Source organism: Wolbachia endosymbiont (group A) of Trypoxylon clavicerum, from assembly GCF_947251665.1.
Taxonomy (GTDB): domain Bacteria; phylum Pseudomonadota; class Alphaproteobacteria; order Rickettsiales; family Anaplasmataceae; genus Wolbachia; species Wolbachia pipientis.
Genome location: NZ_OX366374.1, coordinates 685181 through 708364, shown reverse-complemented (window position 1 = coordinate 708364; position 23184 = coordinate 685181). Strand labels below are relative to the sequence as shown.

The 23184-nt window shown below is 35.6% G+C and carries 19 protein-coding genes and 2 pseudogenes; 9 read left to right on the top strand and 12 right to left on the bottom strand.

The window, feature by feature from the left end; translation table 11 throughout:
• The first annotated feature begins 20 nt into the window (after nt 1-20).
• From OPR60_RS03635 to OPR60_RS03620, 4 genes and pseudogenes are all read left to right on the top strand, one after another.
• Nucleotides 21-773: an IS5 family transposase gene (locus tag OPR60_RS03635; RefSeq protein ID WP_265039632.1), complete on the top strand. Its 753-nt coding sequence runs from the start codon at nt 21-23 to the stop codon at nt 771-773.
• A 100-nt stretch (nt 774-873) separates the two neighbouring features.
• Nucleotides 874-1626, top strand: a complete 753-nt coding sequence (locus tag OPR60_RS03630) for an IS5 family transposase (protein WP_265039650.1) — start codon at nt 874-876, stop codon at nt 1624-1626.
• A 189-nt stretch (nt 1627-1815) separates the two neighbouring features.
• Nucleotides 1816-3147: a DNA recombination protein RmuC gene (locus tag OPR60_RS03625; protein WP_265040052.1), complete on the top strand. Its 1332-nt coding sequence runs from the start codon at nt 1816-1818 to the stop codon at nt 3145-3147.
• Between the two features lie 84 nt (nt 3148-3231).
• Nucleotides 3232-4089, top strand: a pseudogene (locus tag OPR60_RS03620) (IS256 family transposase); the annotation flags it as partial.
• On the opposite strand, the gene OPR60_RS03615 reads toward OPR60_RS03620, so the two are convergent.
• Nucleotides 4061-4813, bottom strand: coding sequence for an IS5 family transposase (locus tag OPR60_RS03615; RefSeq protein ID WP_265040046.1), 753 nt, complete (start codon nt 4811-4813; stop codon nt 4061-4063). The pseudogene OPR60_RS03620 and the gene OPR60_RS03615 overlap by 29 nt on opposite strands.
• A 100-nt stretch (nt 4814-4913) precedes the next feature.
• On the bottom strand, nt 4914-5666 hold the full coding sequence (locus tag OPR60_RS03610) for an IS5 family transposase (protein ID WP_265039632.1): 753 nt from the start codon (nt 5664-5666) through the stop codon (nt 4914-4916).
• Between the two features lie 183 nt (nt 5667-5849).
• Between OPR60_RS03610 and OPR60_RS03605 the strand changes: the two are divergent.
• Nucleotides 5850-6530, top strand: a pseudogene (locus tag OPR60_RS03605) (transposase); the annotation flags it as partial.
• A 13-nt stretch (nt 6531-6543) separates the two neighbouring features.
• On the opposite strand, the gene OPR60_RS03600 reads toward OPR60_RS03605, so the two are convergent.
• The 3 genes from OPR60_RS03600 to OPR60_RS03590 all read right to left on the bottom strand — a co-directional run bounded on the left by OPR60_RS03600 (nt 6544) and on the right by OPR60_RS03590 (nt 10287).
• Complete coding sequence (locus tag OPR60_RS03600; protein WP_265039632.1) at nt 6544-7296, bottom strand: IS5 family transposase; 753 nt, start codon at nt 7294-7296, stop codon at nt 6544-6546.
• A 100-nt stretch (nt 7297-7396) separates the two neighbouring features.
• Nucleotides 7397-8149, bottom strand: a complete 753-nt coding sequence (locus tag OPR60_RS03595) for an IS5 family transposase (RefSeq protein WP_265039632.1) — start codon at nt 8147-8149, stop codon at nt 7397-7399.
• A gap of 218 nt (nt 8150-8367) precedes the next feature.
• The gene (locus OPR60_RS03590; RefSeq protein ID WP_265039865.1) at nt 8368-10287 is read right to left on the bottom strand and encodes a TomO hydrophobic C-terminal domain-containing protein; all 1920 of its coding nucleotides are present in this window, start codon (nt 10285-10287) and stop codon (nt 8368-8370) included.
• A gap of 66 nt (nt 10288-10353) precedes the next feature.
• On the opposite strand from OPR60_RS03590, the gene OPR60_RS03585 reads away from it, so the two are divergent.
• Nucleotides 10354-11058, top strand: coding sequence for an IS5 family transposase (locus OPR60_RS03585; RefSeq protein WP_265040051.1), 705 nt, complete (start codon nt 10354-10356; stop codon nt 11056-11058).
• 178 nt (nt 11059-11236) lie between these two features.
• Here OPR60_RS03585 and OPR60_RS03580 read toward each other — a convergent pair whose 3' ends face one another.
• Both OPR60_RS03580 and OPR60_RS03575 read right to left on the bottom strand, forming a co-directional pair.
• A complete protein-coding gene (locus tag OPR60_RS03580; protein ID WP_265040287.1) occupies nt 11237-12049 on the bottom strand; it encodes a transposase in 813 nt (270 codons plus the stop codon).
• 673 nt (nt 12050-12722) lie between these two features.
• Nucleotides 12723-13475 (bottom strand): IS5 family transposase, encoded by a 753-nt coding sequence (locus tag OPR60_RS03575; protein ID WP_265039632.1) that lies wholly within the window; start codon nt 13473-13475, stop codon nt 12723-12725.
• 252 nt (nt 13476-13727) lie between these two features.
• On the opposite strand from OPR60_RS03575, the gene rsfS reads away from it, so the two are divergent.
• The 3 genes from rsfS to OPR60_RS03560 all read left to right on the top strand — a co-directional run bounded on the left by rsfS (nt 13728) and on the right by OPR60_RS03560 (nt 17001).
• Nucleotides 13728-14045, top strand: a complete 318-nt coding sequence (gene rsfS / locus OPR60_RS03570) for a ribosome silencing factor (RefSeq protein WP_065094892.1) — start codon at nt 13728-13730, stop codon at nt 14043-14045.
• Nucleotides 14046-14289: 244 nt separating this feature from the next.
• Nucleotides 14290-15540 carry a tyrosine--tRNA ligase gene (gene tyrS / locus OPR60_RS03565; RefSeq protein ID WP_265040050.1) on the top strand — a complete coding sequence of 417 codons (1251 nt, stop codon included), beginning with the start codon at nt 14290-14292 and terminating at the stop codon, nt 15538-15540.
• A gap of 708 nt (nt 15541-16248) precedes the next feature.
• A complete protein-coding gene (locus tag OPR60_RS03560) occupies nt 16249-17001 on the top strand; it encodes an IS5 family transposase (RefSeq protein WP_265039632.1) in 753 nt (250 codons plus the stop codon).
• Between the two features lie 299 nt (nt 17002-17300).
• Here OPR60_RS03560 and argS read toward each other — a convergent pair whose 3' ends face one another.
• From argS to ubiE, 5 genes are all read right to left on the bottom strand, one after another.
• Complete coding sequence (argS, locus tag OPR60_RS03555) at nt 17301-19007, bottom strand: arginine--tRNA ligase (protein ID WP_065095088.1); 1707 nt, start codon at nt 19005-19007, stop codon at nt 17301-17303.
• Between the two features lie 104 nt (nt 19008-19111).
• Nucleotides 19112-19348, bottom strand: coding sequence for a hypothetical protein (locus tag OPR60_RS03550; protein WP_265040049.1), 237 nt, complete (start codon nt 19346-19348; stop codon nt 19112-19114).
• 226 nt (nt 19349-19574) lie between these two features.
• Nucleotides 19575-21284 (bottom strand): ABC transporter ATP-binding protein, encoded by a 1710-nt coding sequence (locus OPR60_RS03545; protein ID WP_065095090.1) that lies wholly within the window; start codon nt 21282-21284, stop codon nt 19575-19577.
• A gap of 68 nt (nt 21285-21352) precedes the next feature.
• Entirely contained in the window at nt 21353-22471 is a 1119-nt protein-coding gene (locus tag OPR60_RS03540) for an FtsW/RodA/SpoVE family cell cycle protein (protein WP_265040048.1), read from the bottom strand.
• On the bottom strand, nt 22468-23184 hold the full coding sequence (gene ubiE, locus OPR60_RS03535; RefSeq protein ID WP_065095410.1) for a bifunctional demethylmenaquinone methyltransferase/2-methoxy-6-polyprenyl-1,4-benzoquinol methylase UbiE: 717 nt from the start codon (nt 23182-23184) through the stop codon (nt 22468-22470). The genes OPR60_RS03540 and ubiE overlap by 4 nt, the downstream gene beginning before the upstream one ends.

Below are 23184 nucleotides of genomic sequence, written 5' to 3'. Positions count from 1 at the left end.
AAAAATGGAGAAACTACCATATGCAATATTACATCAAAGAGGAAAATTGGAAACAAATTTTAGAGTTCATAAAAAGCGTAAAAGGAATGCACAGCAAAGATGAAAAACGTTTAAGAATATTCATAGAGGCAGTGTGGTACATAGTGCGAAGTGGTTGCCAATGGAGACTTTTACCAAAAACTTATGGTAATTACAGGAGTATACATAAGCGATTTAAAAGATGGTGTGAAAGAGATGTCTGGAAAAAATTGCTTGAATATACTAAACAAGAGCCTGATTTAGAAGTTGCTATAATCGACGGTACGATCATTCGAGCCCATCCATGTTCATCTGGATATACAAAAAACTCCAAGGATCAAGAAGCTTTAGGGAGGAGCAAAGGTGGCTTTACAACTAAAATACATGCGCTTGTCGATGCACTTGGAAATCCACTTAAATTTACTCTGACTCCTGGTCAAAGAAATGAAATTACGCAGGCACAAGTGTTGACCGAAAGTATCTATAACTCTACTGTAGTAGCTGACAAGGGCTACGATAGCAATGCCTTTGTTACAAGTCTTGAAGACAAGGGATGTACAGTAGTTATTCCGCCAAAACGGAATCGAAAAGTGCAAAGGTATTACGATGAGCATATCTACAAAGAACGTCATTTGATTGAGTGTTTTTTTGGTAAAATTAAAAATTTTAGGCGCATTTTTTCCAGATTTGATAAAACTGCTGAGGTTTTTATTGGTTTTCTCAATTTTGTTGGAGCTCTTGTATGGCTTCTCTAAAATTTTGTCCACAGAGCCTAGGCTCTGTGGACAAAAAATATGAAAAGAGAGAAAAAGATGGTAGTTTAGCCTAATAGGTAAAAAATGGAGAAACTACCATATGCAATATTACATCAAAGAGGAAAATTGGAAACAAATTTTAGAGTTCATAAAAAGCGTAAAAGGAATGCACAGCAAAGATGAAAAACGTTTAAGAATATTCATAGAGGCAGTGTGGTACATAGTGCGAAGTGGTTGCCAATGGAGACTTTTATCAAAAACTTATGGTAATTACAGGAGTATACATAAGCGATTTAAAAGATGGTGTGAAAGAGATGTCTGGAAAAAATTGCTTGAATATACTAAACAAGAGCCTGATTTAGAAGTTGCTATAATCGACGGTACGATCATCCGAGCCCATCCATGTTCATCTGGATATACAAAAAACTCCAAGGATCAAGAAGCTTTAGGGAGGAGCAAAGGTGGCTTTACAACTAAAATACATGCGCTTGTCGATGCACTTGGAAATCCACTTAAATTTACTCTGACTCCTGGTCAAAGAAATGAAATTACGCAGGCACAAGTGTTGACCGAAAGTATCTATAACTCTACTGTAGTAGCTGACAAGGGCTACGATAGCAATGCCTTTGTTACAAGTCTTGAAGACAAGGGATGTACAGTAGTTATTCCGCCAAAACGGAATCGAAAAGTGCAAAGGTATTACGATGAGCATATCTACAAAGAACGTCATTTGATTGAGTGTTTTTTTGGTAAAATTAAAAATTTTAGGCGCATTTTTTCCAGATTTGATAAAACTGCTGAGGTTTTTATTGGTTTTCTCAATTTTGTTGGAGCTCTTGTATGGCTTCTCTAAAATTTTGTCCACAGAGCCTAGACATTCTACTATTAACTATTGCATTCCTGCACAATTTATTCTCATGATAAAAACGTCTTAACTTTCTCTCTACTTTTTCTGGGTAAGGTCACCTCTTTAGGTGCTCCTTTTTTCTTTCTTATACACACAAAAATCATATAGAATTGTAAATACAGCTTTTTTATTCTGATGCTTTTCAATTCTATAGCTCTGGTTGTCTCTCTATTACTATTTTTCTACATTATCGTAAAAAAACTGAGCGAAAAGAAAGCAAACCTTGAGGGTAATTTATGTAAATTAGAGCAAGAACTTCAAGAAACAAAGCAAAGTTTGCTTACGAAGAATGAAGAAATAGTTGATTTAAGGGTCAAAAGAGCAGAACTTGAAGTAACTCTGCAAAAAGAACGTGAGGAAAAGAAAAAGGAAATAGAATTACTAACAAAAGCAGAGGAGAGATTAACAAACACTTTTAAAGCGCTCTCTCTTGATGCCTTGCAAGTGAACAATAATAATTTTCTGAACTTAGCGAAGGAAGTCATTGATAACAAATTAAAAGAAACGGAAAGCGATTTCAAAAAAAGACAAGCAACGATCAACGAAGTTGTAACTCCAATAAAAGAAAAATTAGAAAAATTCGATAATGAAATACGTGAGCTAGAAAAAGAGAGGGTAGGGGCCTATGAAGGTTTAAAGGAGCAAATTGGAGCGCTGATGAACCAAACTTCCAGCCTTGCTAATGCCTTGAGAAAGCCTCACATCAGAGGAAAGTGGGGTGAAATGCAGCTCAAAAGGGTGGTAGAAATAGCAGGAATGATTGAATATTGCGATTTTTTTACTCAACCGTCAGTGGTTGATAAAAACGAGGATAATTTATTGCGTCCTGATTTAATAATCAAAATGCCATCTGGAAAGCAAATAATAATAGATGCTAAAGTGCCGCTTGATTCTTACATGGATGCTATATCACAAAATGATTTGCAAATACAAAAGGAGAAATTAAAGAATCATTCCCTGGCAATAAAAAAACACATAAATGACTTGGGTAAAAAAGAGTATTGGAATCAATTTGAAAATACGCCAGAACTTGTGGTGCTTTTCTTAACAGGGGAGGGGGTTTTTAGCGCAGCACTGGAATATGAGCCTGCTTTGATAGAGATTGGAGTGGAAAAAAAAGTGATCATTGCAACACCGATCACTCTAATTGCGTTGCTGAGAGCAATAGCGTATGGATGGAAGCAAGAGATGATGGCTGAAAACGCAAAGAAAATCAGTGAACTAGGTCATATTTTATATGAGCGCATTTGCACAATGGGTGAAAACTTTGATAATTTGCGCAGGAGCTTAAAAAGTGCTGTTGATCATTATAATAAAACTGCTGGCTCTCTTGAAGTAAGGGTGTTTCCTGCTGCTCGAGAATTCAATAAGCTTGGTATACATGCAAAAAATAAAAGTTTAAGTGCTGCAAAGGAATTAGAGTCTTTACCACGCAGTTTACATACTGAGGAGCTGAAAGTAGATTAGGCATCTTAACAGGGAATGTTCAAAAAAGTGTGTCAAATCAAAAAAAAAGTAATAAATTGATATAAAAAAAATGGAGGTTTGACAATGAGTCAGAAAGTAGTAAACAGAACTACCGGTTTGGTAGATTACAAAGAACTGGAAGCAAATATACTGTCATCAATAAGGGAAGGCAGACCATTAACAGGAAGAGATGGAGCATTTACACCACTTATAAAAAAGCTGCTGGAGGCAAGTTTGGAAGGTGAAATAGAAAATCACTTATTAGCTGAAAGTGAAGAGAATAATCGAAGAAATGGGAGAAATGGAAAGACTTTACGGACAAGTGCAGGTTCATTTGAGCTTTTGACGCCTAGAGATAGGGAGGGAAGCTTTGAACCCCAAATAGTCAAAAAAAGGCAAACAAACCAGAGCTTGAAACGAAGATTTTGAGCACATTTGCCAGTGGTATGGGCTATAGAGATATAGCGTCACATGTTGAGGAAATTTATGATCACAAAATATCGGCGGCAGAGATATCAAGTATTACCGACAAATTACTGCCGGTAATCAATGAATGGCGCAGTCGTCCATTACAGTCTGTGTATCCAATAGTGTTCATGGTTTTTTAAAGTCAAAGAGGACGGACATTGTGTAAGTAAATGTATGTACAATATATTGGGCATAGACCAAAATGGCAGAAAAGAAGTATTAAGTTTTTATTTGGCTGAAAGTGAAGGAGCTAACTTCTGGTTGGGAGTACTAAATGATCTCAAAGAAAGAGGAGTAGAAGATATTCTAATTGCCTGTGTAGATGGGCTAAAAAGCTTTCCTGCAGCCATAAATAGTGTATTTCCTAATGCAGAGGTACAGCTATGTGTGGTACATCAGATACGCAATTCTCTAAAATATGTATCTAGGCTCTGTGGACAAAATTTTAGAGAAGCCATACAAGAGCTCCAACAAAATTGAGAAAACCAATAAAAACCTCAGCAGTTTTATCAAATCTGGAAAAAATGCGCCTAAAATTTTTAATTTTACCAAAAAAACACTCAATCAAATGACGTTCTTTGTAGATATGCTCATCGTAATACCTTTGCACTTTTCGATTCCGTTTTGGCGGAATAACTACTGTACATCCCTTGTCTTCAAGACTTGTAACAAAGGCATTGCTATCGTAGCCCTTGTCAGCTACTACAGTAGAGTTATAGATACTTTCGGTCAACACTTGTGCCTGCGTAATTTCATTTCTTTGACCAGGAGTCAGAGTAAATTTAAGTGGATTTCCAAGTGCATCGACAAGCGCATGTATTTTAGTTGTAAAGCCACCTTTGCTCCTCCCTAAAGCTTCTTGATCCTTGGAGTTTTTTGTATATCCAGATGAACGTGGATGGGCTCGGATGATCGTACCGTCGATTATAGCAACTTCTAAATCAGGCTCTTGTTTAGTATATTCAAGCAATTTTTTCCAGACATCTCTTTCACACCATCTTTTAAATCGCTTATGTATACTCCTGTAATTACCATAAGTTTTTGGTAAAAGTCTCCATTGGCAACCACTTCGCACTATGTACCACACTGCCTCTATGAATATTCTTAAACGTTTTTCATCTTTGCTGTGCATTCCTTTTACGCTTTTTATGAACTCTAAAATTTGTTTCCAATTTTCCTCTTTGATGTAATATTGCATATGGTAGTTTCTCCATTTTTTACCTATTAGGCTAAACTACCATCTTTTTCTCTCTTTTCATATTTTTTGTCCACAGAGCCTAGGCTCTGTGGACAAAATTTTAGAGAAGCCATACAAGAGCTCCAACAAAATTGAGAAAACCAATAAAAACCTCAGCAGTTTTATCAAATCTGGAAAAAATGCGCCTAAAATTTTTAATTTTACCAAAAAAACACTCAATCAAATGACGTTCTTTGTAGATATGCTCATCGTAATACCTTTGCACTTTTCGATTCCGTTTTGGCGGAATAACTACTGTACATCCCTTGTCTTCAAGACTTGTAACAAAGGCATTGCTATCGTAGCCCTTGTCAGCTACTACAGTAGAGTTATAGATACTTTCGGTCAACACTTGTGCCTGCGTAATTTCATTTCTTTGACCAGGAGTCAGAGTAAATTTAAGTGGATTTCCAAGTGCATCGACAAGCGCATGTATTTTAGTTGTAAAGCCACCTTTGCTCCTCCCTAAAGCTTCTTGATCCTTGGAGTTTTTTGTATATCCAGATGAACATGGATGGGCTCGGATGATCGTACCGTCGATTATAGCAACTTCTAAATCAGGCTCTTGTTTAGTATATTCAAGCAATTTTTTCCAGACATCTCTTTCACACCATCTTTTAAATCGCTTATGTATACTCCTGTAATTACCATAAGTTTTTGGTAAAAGTCTCCATTGGCAACCACTTCGCACTATGTACCACACTGCCTCTATGAATATTCTTAAACGTTTTTCATCTTTGCTGTGCATTCCTTTTACGCTTTTTATGAACTCTAAAATTTGTTTCCAATTTTCCTCTTTGATGTAATATTGCATATGGTAGTTTCTCCATTTTTTACCTATTAGGCTAAACTACCATCTTTTTCTCTCTTTTCATATTTTTTGTCCACAGAGCCTAGAGACCTGCTGCAAAAGGTGATTGAAAAAATGATGTGAGAGGGGTAGAAGAAGAATAAGCAGATCAAGTAAGGAAAAAAAATGAGCTTTAGTTACTATAATATGAAAAAACACCCAAGAAACTTTCGTAATATAACAGGTTTAAGTATAGAGGAGTTCGAAAAAGTAGTAGAAAAAGTGAGGTCTGGATGGAAAAAACTTGAAAAACAGAAAAAGTGTCATGGTAGAAGATCAAAACTACCAACTCTGGAAGATAAGTTGTTTTGCGTAATTTTGTACTATCGCACTTACATAACACATAGATTTTTAGGATGCCTATTCAATGTGCACAACGCAAATGTATGTAGGTTACTTAAGAGAATAGAGCCATTACTCGCCAAAAAAGTGACTATAACAAAAGATAGAAGTATGACGCCAGAAAAAATACTGAAGATTTTGGCTGATGTTACAGAACAGCAAATACAGAGGCCAGAAGATAGTAAAAAACGGAAGAAATCATATTCAGGAAAAAAAAGAACCAACACTATGAAAACTGAGATTATTATCGAAGAAGGAGGAAGAATTTTATCAGTGTCAAAGTCATACCGTGGTAGAATTAGTGATTTTCGCATAAGGAAACAAGAAAAATATTTACCACTTGATAGCATAAAACATGCTGATTCTGGATATCAAGGTTGGCAAAAATTGCAAAGCAATGTTATAATTCCATATAAAAAGTATCGTAAAAAGCCATTAACTCCAGAGCAGAAAGAGCATAATAGAAGGTTAGCATCATTTAGGCTCTGTGGACAAAATTTTAGAGAAGCCATACAAGAGCTCCAACAAAATTGAGAAAACCAATAAAAACCTCAGCAGTTTTATCAAATCTGGAAAAAATGCGCCTAAAATTTTTAATTTTACCAAAAAAACACTCAATCAAATGACGTTCTTTGTAGATATGCTCATCGTAATACCTTTGCACTTTTCGATTCCGTTTTGGCGGAATAACTACTGTACATCCCTTGTCTTCAAGACTTGTAACAAAGGCATTGCTATCGTAGCCCTTGTCAGCTACTACAGTAGAGTTATAGATACTTTCGGTCAACACTTGTGCCTGCGTAATTTCATTTCTTTGACCAGGAGTCAGAGTAAATTTAAGTGGATTTCCAAGTGCATCGACAAGCGCATGTATTTTAGTTGTAAAGCCACCTTTGCTCCTCCCTAAAGCTTCTTGATCCTTGGAGTTTTTTGTATATCCAGATGAACATGGATGGGCTCGGATGATCGTACCGTCGATTATAGCAACTTCTAAATCAGGCTCTTGTTTAGTATATTCAAGCAATTTTTTCCAGACATCTCTTTCACACCATCTTTTAAATCGCTTATGTATACTCCTGTAATTACCATAAGTTTTTGGTAAAAGTCTCCATTGGCAACCACTTCGCACTATGTACCACACTGCCTCTATGAATATTCTTAAACGTTTTTCATCTTTGCTGTGCATTCCTTTTACGCTTTTTATGAACTCTAAAATTTGTTTCCAATTTTCCTCTTTGATGTAATATTGCATATGGTAGTTTCTCCATTTTTTACCTATTAGGCTAAACTACCATCTTTTTCTCTCTTTTCATATTTTTTGTCCACAGAGCCTAGGCTCTGTGGACAAAATTTTAGAGAAGCCATACAAGAGCTCCAACAAAATTGAGAAAACCAATAAAAACCTCAGCAGTTTTATCAAATCTGGAAAAAATGCGCCTAAAATTTTTAATTTTACCAAAAAAACACTCAATCAAATGACGTTCTTTGTAGATATGCTCATCGTAATACCTTTGCACTTTTCGATTCCGTTTTGGCGGAATAACTACTGTACATCCCTTGTCTTCAAGACTTGTAACAAAGGCATTGCTATCGTAGCCCTTGTCAGCTACTACAGTAGAGTTATAGATACTTTCGGTCAACACTTGTGCCTGCGTAATTTCATTTCTTTGACCAGGAGTCAGAGTAAATTTAAGTGGATTTCCAAGTGCATCGACAAGCGCATGTATTTTAGTTGTAAAGCCACCTTTGCTCCTCCCTAAAGCTTCTTGATCCTTGGAGTTTTTTGTATATCCAGATGAACATGGATGGGCTCGGATGATCGTACCGTCGATTATAGCAACTTCTAAATCAGGCTCTTGTTTAGTATATTCAAGCAATTTTTTCCAGACATCTCTTTCACACCATCTTTTAAATCGCTTATGTATACTCCTGTAATTACCATAAGTTTTTGGTAAAAGTCTCCATTGGCAACCACTTCGCACTATGTACCACACTGCCTCTATGAATATTCTTAAACGTTTTTCATCTTTGCTGTGCATTCCTTTTACGCTTTTTATGAACTCTAAAATTTGTTTCCAATTTTCCTCTTTGATGTAATATTGCATATGGTAGTTTCTCCATTTTTTACCTATTAGGCTAAACTACCATCTTTTTCTCTCTTTTCATATTTTTTGTCCACAGAGCCTAGAGCACCAAGTAATGTTCTATATCACTGTCAGCAACTAATTTGCCGCACCGAGAGCTGATAGACCCTTTCATCTTTCTCTCTACCTCTTTTTCACTAAATCTTTTGGGGGGTAAAACAATATATTTTTCCAAACAGTTATAAACTAGGAACCATAAAAACAGCTTCATGATTAGCCATTTTAAAAGTTTGATCAAGTTCAATATTCCTAAGCGTCGTACTTGCCTTATACGAACAATAACATCCCAATGTAAGGAAAGTTAATGCAGTCAAAGCAAGTGCAATAGATATTCCTAAATGAGACATTGTTAAACTTGTACCAACAGCAAATGCTCCAGATAATATAAGAGAAGCAGAGGCATAAATTATTTGCTTTCTACCATGAGCGCTTGCTTCTGAGAATTGAGATTTTACTGCTTTGAACTGCTCAGGAGGTTGACTTGGGCTGCTAGCCCTTCTACTATAACCTTGCTTTATATTGATTAGGCCCTCTTGTGTAATGTTTGCTAATATCAATTCGTTAACGGCTCTCCCCAATTCATCAATCCTTTGTGTCAGTCCTTGCTCACTCTCTAATTTCCAGGAACACTCATCACTGGATTGAGTAATTTCTCCAAATCTACTTACGTTCTCTGTTCTTTCTTTGGATACGTTGAACAGCTTATTCTCCAGTATACTATTTCTATTTAGAAGATCTTTTTTTTCTTCCACAAACTGAAGTTTTTCTTCGGTCAATCGAAGATTTGCTTGTTTCAGAAAACAATTAATTTCTTCTTTTATTTTTAATGCTACTTTAAGTTCATGAATTTCTTGTAACAAATCTTTAGAGTTGCCTTTAGACTCATTTTTGTGGCAAGCCCTACTACTATCACATAACACTTCTTCTATAATGCTCAGGCTGTCAAAACCTTCCTGATCAGTTGAATCCTTATCTGTGAGGATTCTGTTACCCTTTTTAGTAGGAGTGCTCGTATAAATCCGATCCTCATTGAGGTTAGCCGATATTCCTGTGTCGTTGAATATACTCTCAATAATCGAGCTATCCGAAATCGCATCTCTATTCCCAAATGTCTCATTATTGCTAGAAGCAACTTGCTCTTGCCTCTGACACACAGAAATTTCTGTTGGACTAGTAACACTCTCTTGAGCATTTTTACTGCTTCCACTAGTAAAGCAGTGCTTATTCATTACCTTTTCAACATTCTCCATAAGTTCTCCTCTTTCAATTACAATATGAGATTCGTTTTTTTCGTAGTTAATTTTGTCATATAATTGTTCACATTCTTTGTAGGATAATATTGGTTGTAGCGTCTTCTTCTTTACTTCTTCATCGTAGAAAGCTCTCAGCTTATCATTTGATAATATTGCTATAGCTTCTTTTACATCAGGATGCAATTGAGAATGCCCATTTTTGCATGAATTAACACGGTTCAGTAGAAAAATCTTAACAGAGTGTTGCTTGTATTCCCTAAGCTTCTCTAATGTAATCCCCATAACTTTTTCTTGTGATTCTATGTATCTCAGAGCGTCTTCAAAGTCTTGCCTGTTAGAGGTGAGAGGTTGAGCTTTTTTAAATTTTTTAATCTCACTCTCTTTTGGGTGCACAACATCAACTTCAATAACAGGACTAACACTTGCAGAGTCAATTGCATTTAACACAATACCGCGATCATCTTGATTTTTTAGGAAAGCTTTTAGCTGTTTTTTAAAGTTCAATAAATTACTTAATTTATCTTCATTAGTTTTAGATTTTTTGATTTGATCATAAACGTTTCTGGCTGCTTGGTTGTTCTCTTTATCAGTCCTTATTTTACTTTCTAACTTACCAAGGAGTTTGCTCAGTGGTTTTTTAAGTTTCTTATAATCGTTAACAAGCAGTTCTCTTATCCGTCTTTCAAAATCTCCTTTTCCTTTGAATCTCAAAACAGTATATAGATCATCTTCAGCCCTCTGCTGATCGGATTTTGTATTTACAACCATAACCTTACCTAACACTAACAGATACTGCTGAACAGAACTTAAGGGCGAAGTTAAAACCCACTTAGGCTCTGTGGACAAAAAATATGAAAAGAGAGAAAAAGATGGTAGTTTAGCCTAATAGGTAAAAAATGGAGAAACTACCATATGCAATATTACATCAAAGAGGAAAATTGGAAACAAATTTTAGAGTTCATAAAAAGCGTAAAAGGAATGCACAGCAAAGATGAAAAACGTTTAAGAATATTCATAGAGGCAGTGTGGTACATAGTGCGAAGTGGTTGCCAATGGAGACTTTTATCAAAAACTTATGGTAATTACAGGAGTATACATAAGCGATTTAAAAGATGGTGTGAAAGAGATGTCTGGAAAAAATTGCTTGAATATACTAAACAAGAGCCTGATTTAGAAGTTGCTATAATCGACGGTACGATCATCCGAGCCCATCCATGTTCATCTGGATATACAAAAAACTCCAAGGATCAAGAAGCTTTAGGGAGGAGCAAAGGTGGCTTTACAACTAAAATACATGCGCTTGTCGATGCACTTGGAAATCCACTTAAATTTACTCTGACTCCTGGTCAAAGAAATGAAATTACGCAGGCACAAGTGTTGACCGAAAGTATCTATAACTCTACTGTAGTAGCTGACAAGGGCTACGATAGCAATGCCTTTGTTACAAGTCTTGAAGACAAGGGATGTACAGTAGTTATTCCGCCAAAACGGAATCGAAAAGTGCAAAGGTATTACGATGAGCATATTTTTTATCGCTTGATTCGCAGCAGGTCTATAGATGTTATTGTCAGCGTATTTCGAAAAGATTTGTCTAATCTGATGAATATTTTCAGCTAATTGCATTCTTTCACCCCCATTTAGAGAGCAATGAGAATTTATAAAAATGTTAGTTAGTTTATCTTGGTAATCGTGGTCTAATATTTTGCTACCAGAAAAATATTCACTTTTATCATAAGACCTGCTGCGAATCAAGCGATAAAAAAAAGGAAAGGAGGGTGAATAAAATCAAGGTTAACTAAAAGGCGTGCTTAAGATTTACAATACCAGCAATAATATTGAACCTCAAGTTATATTTTTTCTGAAAATTGCGATAAACATTCGACATAATCTTAAATATCTTTATCTCTCGGATCTTATTTTCTACTCTCATTCTAAATGATGCTAACCTTCTATTATGCTCTTTCTGCTCTGGAGTTAATGGCTTTTTACGATACTTTTTATATGGAATTATAACATTGCTTTGCAATTTTTGCCAACCTTGATATCCAGAATCAGCATGTTTTATGCTATCAAGTGGTAAATATTTTTCTTGTTTCCTTATGCGAAAATCACTAATTCTACCACGGTATGACTTTGACACTGATAAAATTCTTCCTCCTTCTTCGATAATAATCTCAGTTTTCATAGTGTTGGTTCTTTTTTTTCCTGAATATGATTTCTTCCGTTTTTTACTATCTTCTGGCCTCTGTATTTGCTGTTCTGTAACATCAGCCAAAATCTTCAGTATTTTTTCTGGCGTCATACTTCTATCTTTTGTTATAGTCACTTTTTTGGCGAGTAATGGCTCTATTCTCTTAAGTAACCTACATACATTTGCGTTGTGCACATTGAATAGGCATCCTAAAAATCTATGTGTTATGTAAGTGCGATAGTACAAAATTACGCAAAACAACTTATCTTCCAGAGTTGGTAGTTTTGATCTTCTACCATGACACTTTTTCTGTTTTTCAAGTTTTTTCCATCCAGACCTCACTTTTTCTACTACTTTTTCGAACTCCTCTATACTTAAACCTGTTATATTACGAAAGTTTCTTGGGTGTTTTTTCATATTATAGTAACTAAAGCTCATTTTTTTTCCTTACTTGATCTGCTTATTCTTCTTCTACCCCTCTCACATCATTTTTTCAATCACCTTTTGCAGCAGGTCTTATAGTATGTGGATCGGTGTTTTTGATATTGGAAAGCTTGATACTGACGAGTTCAAAGAAAGAGAAATAAAATCCAGTAAAGAGAAGTACTGGAAGAACAGTATTCATGTAAGATCTGGAGACGTTCAAGATAAAGTATTAGTTTACTCATGGCTTGATATCAATCAGTTTAACCAAGATAAATGGAATAATTTTTTATCACAACTTGAGGGAGATCACAAAGTAGATTTTATAGGAACTGGGCCACTTACATTTAAATACAAAGATTTTAATTATCGTGTATACCCTCCACTCTTTGGTTCTTCGGATGGTGAGCAATCTTCCCTTAGCAATACTGAAGTTTTTAGCTTCTCACGAACAGAAGTAAATCAAATTATAGAAAATATTAAAAGATCTCATCAATCAATAAAAAAGCAAGTCATTGATCATTACGCATCACTGAACAAAGATTTTGTTGAAAATGATGTAGATTTTGTAAAGATTATTACTGATGTGAATAACAAAACAAAACTCACTTCTATACGATACTCTAACACTTCTAAAGATATTACACTAGGCTCTGTGGACAAAATTTTAGAGAAGCCATACAAGAGCTCCAACAAAATTGAGAAAACCAATAAAAACCTCAGCAGTTTTATCAAATCTGGAAAAAATGCGCCTAAAATTTTTAATTTTACCAAAAAAACACTCAATCAAATGACGTTCTTTGTAGATATGCTCATCGTAATACCTTTGCACTTTTCGATTCCGTTTTGGCGGAATAACTACTGTACATCCCTTGTCTTCAAGACTTGTAACAAAGGCATTGCTATCGTAGCCCTTGTCAGCTACTACAGTAGAGTTATAGATACTTTCGGTCAACACTTGTGCCTGCGTAATTTCATTTCTTTGACCAGGAGTCAGAGTAAATTTAAGTGGATTTCCAAGTGCATCGACAAGCGCATGTATTTTAGTTGTAAAGCCACCTTTGCTCCTCCCTAAAGCTTCTTGATCCTTGGAGTTTTTTGTATATCCAGATGAACATGGATGGGCTCGGATGATCGTACCGTCGATTATAGCAACTTCTAAATCAGGCTCTTGTTTAGTATATTCAAGCAATTTTTTCCAGACATCTCTTTCACACCATCTTTTAAATCGCTTATGTATACTCCTGTAATTACCATAAGTTTTTGGTAAAAGTCTCCATTGGCAACCACTTCGCACTATGTACCACACTGCCTCTATGAATATTCTTAAACGTTTTTCATCTTTGCTGTGCATTCCTTTTACGCTTTTTATGAACTCTAAAATTTGTTTCCAATTTTCCTCTTTGATGTAATATTGCATATGGTAGTTTCTCCATTTTTTACCTATTAGGCTAAACTACCATCTTTTTCTCTCTTTTCATATTTTTTGTCCACAGAGCCTAGTAAAAAGCTATTCTCAATCATATATAAAATATATATATTGTACATGCTAAAAACATGATGATAAGATAGATGCAGGTAATACCTTTTTAACGAACAATCGCGTTGAAAATAGTTCATATTTAGAAATTTTGAGTATATAATTATAAATGAGTCATATAACCTGTAAACAATGCTTAGCGATATGGAATCGATAAGAAGTACAATTGAAGAGATAATAGATCAAAATAAAGGTCATGATATAGTAACTTTTGATGTGCAGAATAAAACCGTTATTGCAAAATATATGATTATTGCATCTGGTGATTCAAGCCGTCACGTTAAAGCTTTAGCTGAACACGTAATAAAAAGCCTCAAGCCACATGATAAAATAGATGTAGAAGGTATGGATGAAGGCAATTGGGTGGTTTTAAGTTTTCAAGGCATAATGGTTCACATATTCAGGCCAGAAGTAAGGGAGTATTATAAAATAGAAGAGTTATGGAACTGATTGCCTGGGCCATTCAAGTACAACTGTATAAGTATCGCACCTTTAGGATAGCTCCCCAAGAAAAGGTGTCATCCCAGTGCTTGACACTGGGATCCAGAAAACTTAATTATAAACGAGCACACTATACAACGTTTTTGATGAAATTGCATGAAAAACTGGATTCCAGCGTCACGCGCTGGAATGACATCATCATCGATATCTTCAATGACAATGTTCACATATAAAATAACATACTAAAAAGATTATGAAACACAAGTCCGAGTTTTTAAATTTTATCCAAGAAAGAGGGTACCTATACCAATGCACAAACATTGAAGGACTAGATCAGTTATTATTGCAGAGCAATTATATAGTCGCATACATTGGGTTTGATTGCACAGCACCAAGTCTTCATATTGGTCACCTAATGCATATTATGATGTTCCGTCACCTGCAAAAATTTGGTTACAAGCCGATAGTCTTACTTGGAGGTGGCACAACAAAAATTGGTGACCCATCCGGTAAGGATAAAGCAAGAAGCTTCTTATCTATCAAGGATATTAGCGAAAATATATCTAGTATAAAGAAAACATTGGAGAAAATGATATCTTTTGATGATAGAAAGACTGGTGCAGTTATAGTAAATAATGCAGATTGGTTAGATAACATAAAATACATAGATTTTTTGCGTGACATAGGAGCGCATTTTTCGGTAAATCGCATGCTAAGTTTTGATAGTGTGAAAACTAGGCTAGATAGAGAGCAAACCTTAAGCTTCTTAGAATTTAATTACATGTTATTGCAGGCTTACGATTTTACTGAATTAAACAAAAAGTATGACTGTCGTTTGCAGGTAGGGGGATCAGACCAGTGGGGAAATATAGTAAATGGGATTGAACTGGGAAAAAAATTAAACTTGCCTGAGCTGTTTGGCCTTACCACGCCTCTTTTATTAAATGCACAAGGAAAAAAAATGGGCAAAACTGAAAGTGGAGCGATATGGCTCGATGGCAATATGCTAAAACCTTACGATTATTGGCAATATTTTCGCAATGTTGATGATCAAGACGTCGGACGTTTCTTGAGATTGTTCACTGATTTGTCAATTGATGAGATCAAAAAGTTAGAATCCTTAAAAGATCAGGAAATAAATGAAGCAAAAAAAGTTTTGGCAACAGAAGTGACAAAAATATGTCACGGTGACAAAGAAGCAGAACTTGCACAATCTGCTGCAGTCTCTGCTTTTGAGAATGAGGATAGCTCACTACTTCCTGATTACATTATAAAAAAAGAACAAGTTGCAAGCGGCATATCCTTAGTAGACCTACTACATGACACCGGTTTTGAACCTTCAAAAGGCGCTGCAAAGCGTTTAATACAGGGCAATGGGTGCAAAGTTAATGATAATATTATAAATGACATTAACTACATAATAAATTCCGAGAGCTTTAAAGATCAATCATTCATAAAATTATCTGCAGGAAAGAAACGCCATATTAAAGTTATGGTAGATTAGATCTCGAAGTAAGAAAACAAATTTTATACAAGTGAGAAATTAGATATGGAGCAAATTTTCAAAATTCGAGAATTATGTATAAAACAACTGGAAAGGTAGTAGAAAGCGAAATTCTATTATATATAGCTAAAGTGGCTTAGGTTTACCTACAATTTGAAAAACAACAAATTCGTCATTCCGCTACTCGTTAGCGGAATCTATACCGCGAATGAATCCATAACTGTACGGGCATTGCAACTTGGGCCTACCAGGAGGGCAATGCCTCTTATCCAAGTACCCTCTTCTTGTCATCCCAGTGCTTGACACTGGGATCCAGGAATTTTATTAAGTTGGTAAGTATAAAAGTAGCCGTTTTATGTTAAAATACAACGTTTTGATGATTATGAAAAGGCTGGATCCCAGTGTCTGGGCACTGGGATGACAAGGTATAAACCTTATCGTCATGCCGCCGCAGACCGTCATACCGCGATTCATTCGCGGTATCTCGGCAATAGATCCCGCTAACACTTAGCGGGATGGCGATTGTCGGTGAACCTAAGTTACTTTAGCCATAAATATTTAAGAAATTTACCAAATAAAAAAAAAGGCAAAAGAAGCCCCATGGTGGTTGGCTATTTACTATGTACTAGGCTCTGTGGACAAAAAATATGAAAAGAGAGAAAAAGATGGTAGTTTAGCCTAATAGGTAAAAAATGGAGAAACTACCATATGCAATATTACATCAAAGAGGAAAATTGGAAACAAATTTTAGAGTTCATAAAAAGCGTAAAAGGAATGCACAGCAAAGATGAAAAACGTTTAAGAATATTCATAGAGGCAGTGTGGTACATAGTGCGAAGTGGTTGCCAATGGAGACTTTTACCAAAAACTTATGGTAATTACAGGAGTATACATAAGCGATTTAAAAGATGGTGTGAAAGAGATGTCTGGAAAAAATTGCTTGAATATACTAAACAAGAGCCTGATTTAGAAGTTGCTATAATCGACGGTACGATCATCCGAGCCCATCCATGTTCATCTGGATATACAAAAAACTCCAAGGATCAAGAAGCTTTAGGGAGGAGCAAAGGTGGCTTTACAACTAAAATACATGCGCTTGTCGATGCACTTGGAAATCCACTTAAATTTACTCTGACTCCTGGTCAAAGAAATGAAATTACGCAGGCACAAGTGTTGACCGAAAGTATCTATAACTCTACTGTAGTAGCTGACAAGGGCTACGATAGCAATGCCTTTGTTACAAGTCTTGAAGACAAGGGATGTACAGTAGTTATTCCGCCAAAACGGAATCGAAAAGTGCAAAGGTATTACGATGAGCATATCTACAAAGAACGTCATTTGATTGAGTGTTTTTTTGGTAAAATTAAAAATTTTAGGCGCATTTTTTCCAGATTTGATAAAACTGCTGAGGTTTTTATTGGTTTTCTCAATTTTGTTGGAGCTCTTGTATGGCTTCTCTAAAATTTTGTCCACAGAGCCTAGTTTGCTTGTGAACAAGCAAACTTTTCTGGATCCCAGTGTCTGGGCACTGGGATGACAAGAGAAGGTACTAGCCTGACACCCTGACAACCGTCATCCCGCTGCTTGTTAGCGGGATCTATGCTAATGCCCTTTTATTCTTTCAATTATGTTATTTCCATTTAAATCTGTCTGTTCCGCAACTTCAGTGAATACAGTTGAATACTCCCTCAAACTGATCGTCATAACTTTACCCTACTTTGAATAATATTTTGATCATTACATATTGTAACAAAAAAAAATCAACTCATCTCTTCCAAAGGCTCTATATTGAAGATAGAAAGTCCAGAAGCGATGACGTGTGCTAAGGCCTGCACGAGAAACATTCTTGCAGCGGTGAGGTTTAAGTTGTCTTCCAGTATGAAACGCATGTTTAAATCACTCTTGCCATACCCCCATAAAACGTGAAACGCTTCTGCAACTTCAAGTAAGTAGAAAGTAATTCTGTGTGGCTCACAAAGCCTTGCTGCAATTTCTACCACATCTGGCCACTTTGCTAAGGTTTTTATGAGGAAGAGCTCTCCACCTGTCCTTAAAAGTGAAGGATCTGCTGTTGGGAGCTCTTTTGGAGCATTACGCATTAACGAATGAGCACGAGCATGCGCATATTGCACATAAAAAATAGGATTATCTTTTGACTGTTCTTTAACTTTAGCAAAATCAAAGTCCAAGACCATATCATTCTTGCGTGTCAGCATTATAAAACGAGTGATATCCCTGCCAACTTCCTCCACTACATCTCTTGCTGTTAGGAAGTTTCCTGATCTTTTGGACATCTTAACAGGTTTTTCATTCTCGAAAAAATTCACAATATTATGCAGTTTTACCTCTATTTTTGCTTGATCATCACTTAGCGCAGAAACGACTGCTTTTAGCCTTTTGACATAACCACCGTGGTCACTACCAAGCTCTACAATCATATTATTAAAACCACGTGATATCTTATCAAAATGGTAAGCAATATCCGAGGCAAAATAAGTCCAAATGCCGTCCTTTTTCTTCAATGCTCGGTCAACGTCGTCACCAAATTTTGTAGAGCAAAATAACATTTCTTTTCTGGAAGTCCAATTTTCACTTTCTTTGCCTTTTGGTTTCTCCAGGTACCCTTCATACACCAAACCCTTGTCAGATAATATCTTTATACTCTCTTCGATCTTGCCACTTTTTTGCAGCTCATACTCTGAAGTAAAAACATCATGATTTACTCCAAGCAAGTTCATGTCTTCCTTTATGAGTTCTAAGATAAAACTTAAAGTATATTCCCTAATTATTTGATTATCTTGCTTTTTTAGAAATTCCTTGCCATATTTTTTAGCTAGCCCCTCCCCTATTGGTTTTAAATATTCACCTGGGTACAAACCTTTTTCAACACTAATTTTTTCTCCCAGAGCTTCTTTATATCGCAAATACACTGACCGAATTAGTGTATCTATCTGCGCTCCAGCATCATTAATATAGTATTCCTTAGTAACTTTATAACCAACTTTTTTTAGTAAGTTTGCCAGAACGTCACCAAATACTGCTCCTCTTGCATGACCAATATGCAGTGGACCAGTTGGATTTGCAGATACAAACTCAACATTGATGGCCTGATTGTTCCCTATATCTAGGGTGCCAAACTCTGTTTTTAGCTCATTTATTTGTTTTAAAATTCCATGCCACACTTCTATTTTTAAGTGCATGTTGATGAAACCAGGGCCTGCTATTTCCACTTTTGCAACTTCATCAAAAAGTTCAAATTCTCTTGCTAACATCCCTGCAATCTCGACTGAATTCTTCTTTTCATGCTTTGCAAGTACCATGGCAATGTTTGTGTAAATATCTCCATGCGCTCTATTGCTTGGAGGCTCTACGATAAAGTTTGTTGCATTCGTGCTTATAATACCCCTTTGCTTCAACTCGTTTAATTTGCTGGAAATTAGAGAGGAAACCTGCTTGAAAATGTTCATCAACTAGAAAAACTATGAAAACCTCCAACAATATAGCGAATAAGTGGGACTAGTTGAAGGTTTATCTTAACTATTTTATCTTCCTAGATCAGGAAAGTCATAGTTTATATTAAGACATTGTCGTAATCATGGTAAGAGAAAGCCATACCTTCGCTGTAACCATCATTACCAGCATCAGGCTCTTTAACATCATCAGTTACTACCTGATCTTCAGTTACCACCTGATCTTCAGTTGTGATTTTATCCTTGATCGTCTCGTCTACACCCTCATCACTATAAGAAAATTTGTTAGTATATGAATAGCGATTATTGATTTTATCACTATAGTTATGTTTTAACATAGAGACCTCCTATACAGTCAAAATTAGAATTACATTAAGATAGAACAAGCTATGAATATAACGTGAATGAAAGAAACTACAGATCACGAAATTTCCGGATAACTATGGAACCATTATAAAATAATAAAATTAAAAAATTAATAATTTTAACATTAAATCTAGCATACTCATTAAATCAACAACGATATAGCTTAAATTCTCTTTTAATTTACACAATATTTCATGCCTACTGTATCTTCGCCAGTTTTGCATACAGCCCGTCTTTACTTATTAGAGAGTCATGAGTTCCTACTTCTTCCACTTTTCCATGATTAATTACTATAATCTTGTCAGTCTTGAGTGCGGTTGATAGTCTGTGTGTAATTACGATCGTTGTTCTGTTTTGCATTAACTTGCTCAAGGCTTTTTGCACGAGGTTTTCACTTTTATAATCAAGGGCAGAGGTTGCTTCATCCAGTACTAAAATCTGAGGATTGTTGAGTATGGCCCTTGCTATTACAATACGTTGTTTTTGTCCTTCAGAAAGTTTTAACCCTCTTTTTCCTACAAATGTATCAAATTTATCAGGCAGCTTATCAATAAATTCCATCGCGTAAGCGCTGATAGCTGCTTGCCTTACTTCCTCATATTCAGCACCAGGTTTGCCGTATAGTATATTTTCCATTATTGAGCAAGAGAATATCATGTGATCTTGTGGCACTAAGCCAAACAACGATCTGAGGTCATTTAGTGCAATTGACTTAATGTTGTGCCCATCGATAGTAATGCTGCCTTTGTTTGGATCATGAAAACGGAGCAGAAGCTTTAAAATGGTGCTTTTACCACTGCCAGATGGTCCAACAATTGATACTGCTTGACCTGCCTCTATAGAAAATGATACGTTATTTAACGCTGGCTTATCAGACTGAGATTCATAAAAAAATGTTACACCATTAAACGAAATTCCTTTTTGAACACTACAAATTTTTATAGGATCATCGGGATCTACTATAGAGCTTTTCATATTTTTAAATTCAAATAAACGCTCTACTATTCCAAGACCTCGTTGTAAATCACTGATATTATCGCTCAAATTATTTATAGCTCCTGTCGCAAGCGCTGAATAAAACACAAATGAGGAGAGTTCTCCAATAGTTATATTATTGCTTAAGACTTCTTTAATACCAAAAAAGAGCAAAACAACTAGTGAACCTATCACACACGTGATAACTAGAGTTACTAAAATAGCACGCAAGAGTACTAATTTTACGTATGATTTTGATACTGAGTTTAAATACTCCTTAAAACGGGTTTTTTCATTTTCTTCGAGTACAAACGATTTGATAGTCACTATAGATCTAAAATTTTCCTCACTAAATGACGCAAGCTCACTTAATTTATCCTGGGCAAAGCGTGCATAGCTACGCACTTTTTTTCCAAGTGAGGTCATGATAATGAGTAGTATAGGTATTATTGCGGCTGCATACGCAGTTAGTTGTATATTTGTATATAATAACATGGCAACACTGCCAATCAGAATCACAAAATTTCGTAATATGGTTAGTAAGCTGCTGTTTATTATTGATTGCAACACAGATGTATCAGTAACTAACGCTGAGATAACATCTTGTACGCCTGTGTTCTCAAAGAAACTTGGTTGCAAGTTAGTGATACTGCTATATAAGTCGTATCTGATTCTTGCGATAACTTTCTCGCTGCCAATGCCAATGAAATATAACCGAGTAAATGCAGTGAGAGAAATGGCTAAAACTATAAGTATTGCAATTAATAGTTTGGTAGTAAAATTATGCCCTGCGCCAGAATCAATTATATTGCTCAAACCCCTGCCAAAGAGAAGGATCGTTAAGGCTGAAAATAAAACTGCAATAAAAGCTATGATGAAATAAGATAGATTAGGCTTTATATAGTAAAATAACTGCCTAATATTAGATCGCATCGTATTTTAAAGTTTCTAAAGTTAAGTATATAGATTTTAGTTTCAGGGGAAAGGGGAAAGGTATGGCATTAGTCTACAGCATGTCTTCTAAGCGCAATACGCTCATGAAACTTTAATGCGATAGCTTGATTTCTACTAAAAGACAGCATTATGCCAAGTGCGATGCTCGAAGATAAAAGAGAAGAGCCACCATAGCTAAGTAGTGGCAGGGTTATGCCGGTGGTGGGAAAAATACTCAATGTTACCCCTGTGTTTATTATGAATTGTGTGATGAATTGAATTGAGATACCAAGAATCACCAACAGATTGAATAATTCATTTTCCCTATATGCAACGTAAAGCAAGCGGGCGGAAATGATACCAAATAACATCAATGTGGCTAAGCACGTAATCAAACCAAATTCTTCTGCTAAAACAGAAAACACAAAATCTGTATGACAATCAGGAAGAGAGGCTTTTACGCTACCTTCACCAGGTCCAACCCCAGTTAATTGACCTCTTTTGAATGCTTCTAATGATTTTGTGACTTGAAAGTTATCCCGCTGCGTAAAAAAGACAAAATTGTAAATCCTTTGCTTTATATGTGGGAGGCATAAGTAAGCTATTGTAGTTCCAGTTGTGGCCATTCCTATTATGCATAGAAAGTATAAAAATGGTATACATGCAATAAACATTTGACCAATAAAAGAATATGTTAAAAGCATAGACATACTGAAATCAGGTTGCAAAAGTAACAACACAAAAACTAACAGAAATATTATGATTGATATGTGTATTTTAAACTTCATTTCGCTGGCTAAGATACTAGCTATAACAACAGAAAAAAATGGCCTTACGAACTCAGATGGTTGAACTGAAATTTTGACAATATGTAACCATCGTTTCGCACCTTTTACCTCTATACCAAGTATTATCGCAGCTGCCACTAGAATAGTAAATAAAATGAAACCTGCGAATGAGAGGTTAAGTATAGTTCTTGTGTTGAGAAAAGAAAATGTCACCAAGGTAATTAGTGACAGGACTATATAAATTGTATGGCGCCGTATAAAATAATCCTGTGGTAGAGAAAGACGCTGCGCAATTACAGGGCTTGCTGAATAAACAAGAATGAAGCTTATAGTGAGCAAAAAAAACACTGGAAGGATGAGATAATAATCTAGGGTTCTATACCAGAGTTTAATATTCATTTTGTTCCAATGTGTAATGCCACTATTCCATAGCTCATATTATGAAACTCAACATTCTTAAAACCTACCTCTTCAATCTCCATTTTAAAATCAGCCTGAGTTGGAAATTCTCTGATGCTCTTCACTAAATATTCATAAGAACTCTTGTCTTTAGCAACTATGCTGCCAATTTTAGGAATTACTTTAAATGAATATAAGTCATAAAGTTTGGTAAATATCTCATTTTGATAGTGCATAGGGGCAAATTCTAAGCAGATAAATTTTCCATGTGGTTTTAATACCCTGTGCGCCTCATTTAAAGCCTTCTTACGGTCAGAAACATTTCGAATGCCAAAAGCTATTGTGCAATAATCAAATTCGGAGTCTTCAAATGGTAAACTTTCTGCACTTGCACATACCCAATCAAAATTAATTTGGTTTGAATTTATAGCTTTATCACGTCCTCTGCTTAGCATATTTTGATTTATATCGCATACTGTAACCTTAGCACTTGGCTCTTTTCTTACTATTCTTATTGCTATATCTCCAGTTCCTCCAGCAACATCTAAAACCTGAGAGTTTTTTGTAAAATGCACACTATTTACCATCTTATCCTTCCATAATCTGTGCATTCCGAGGCTCATTATATCATTCATGGTGTCGTAGCGACTTGCCACGGAATCGAATACCTCTTTAACTAATTGCGATTTATTCTTGATTTTTATAGTAGACAT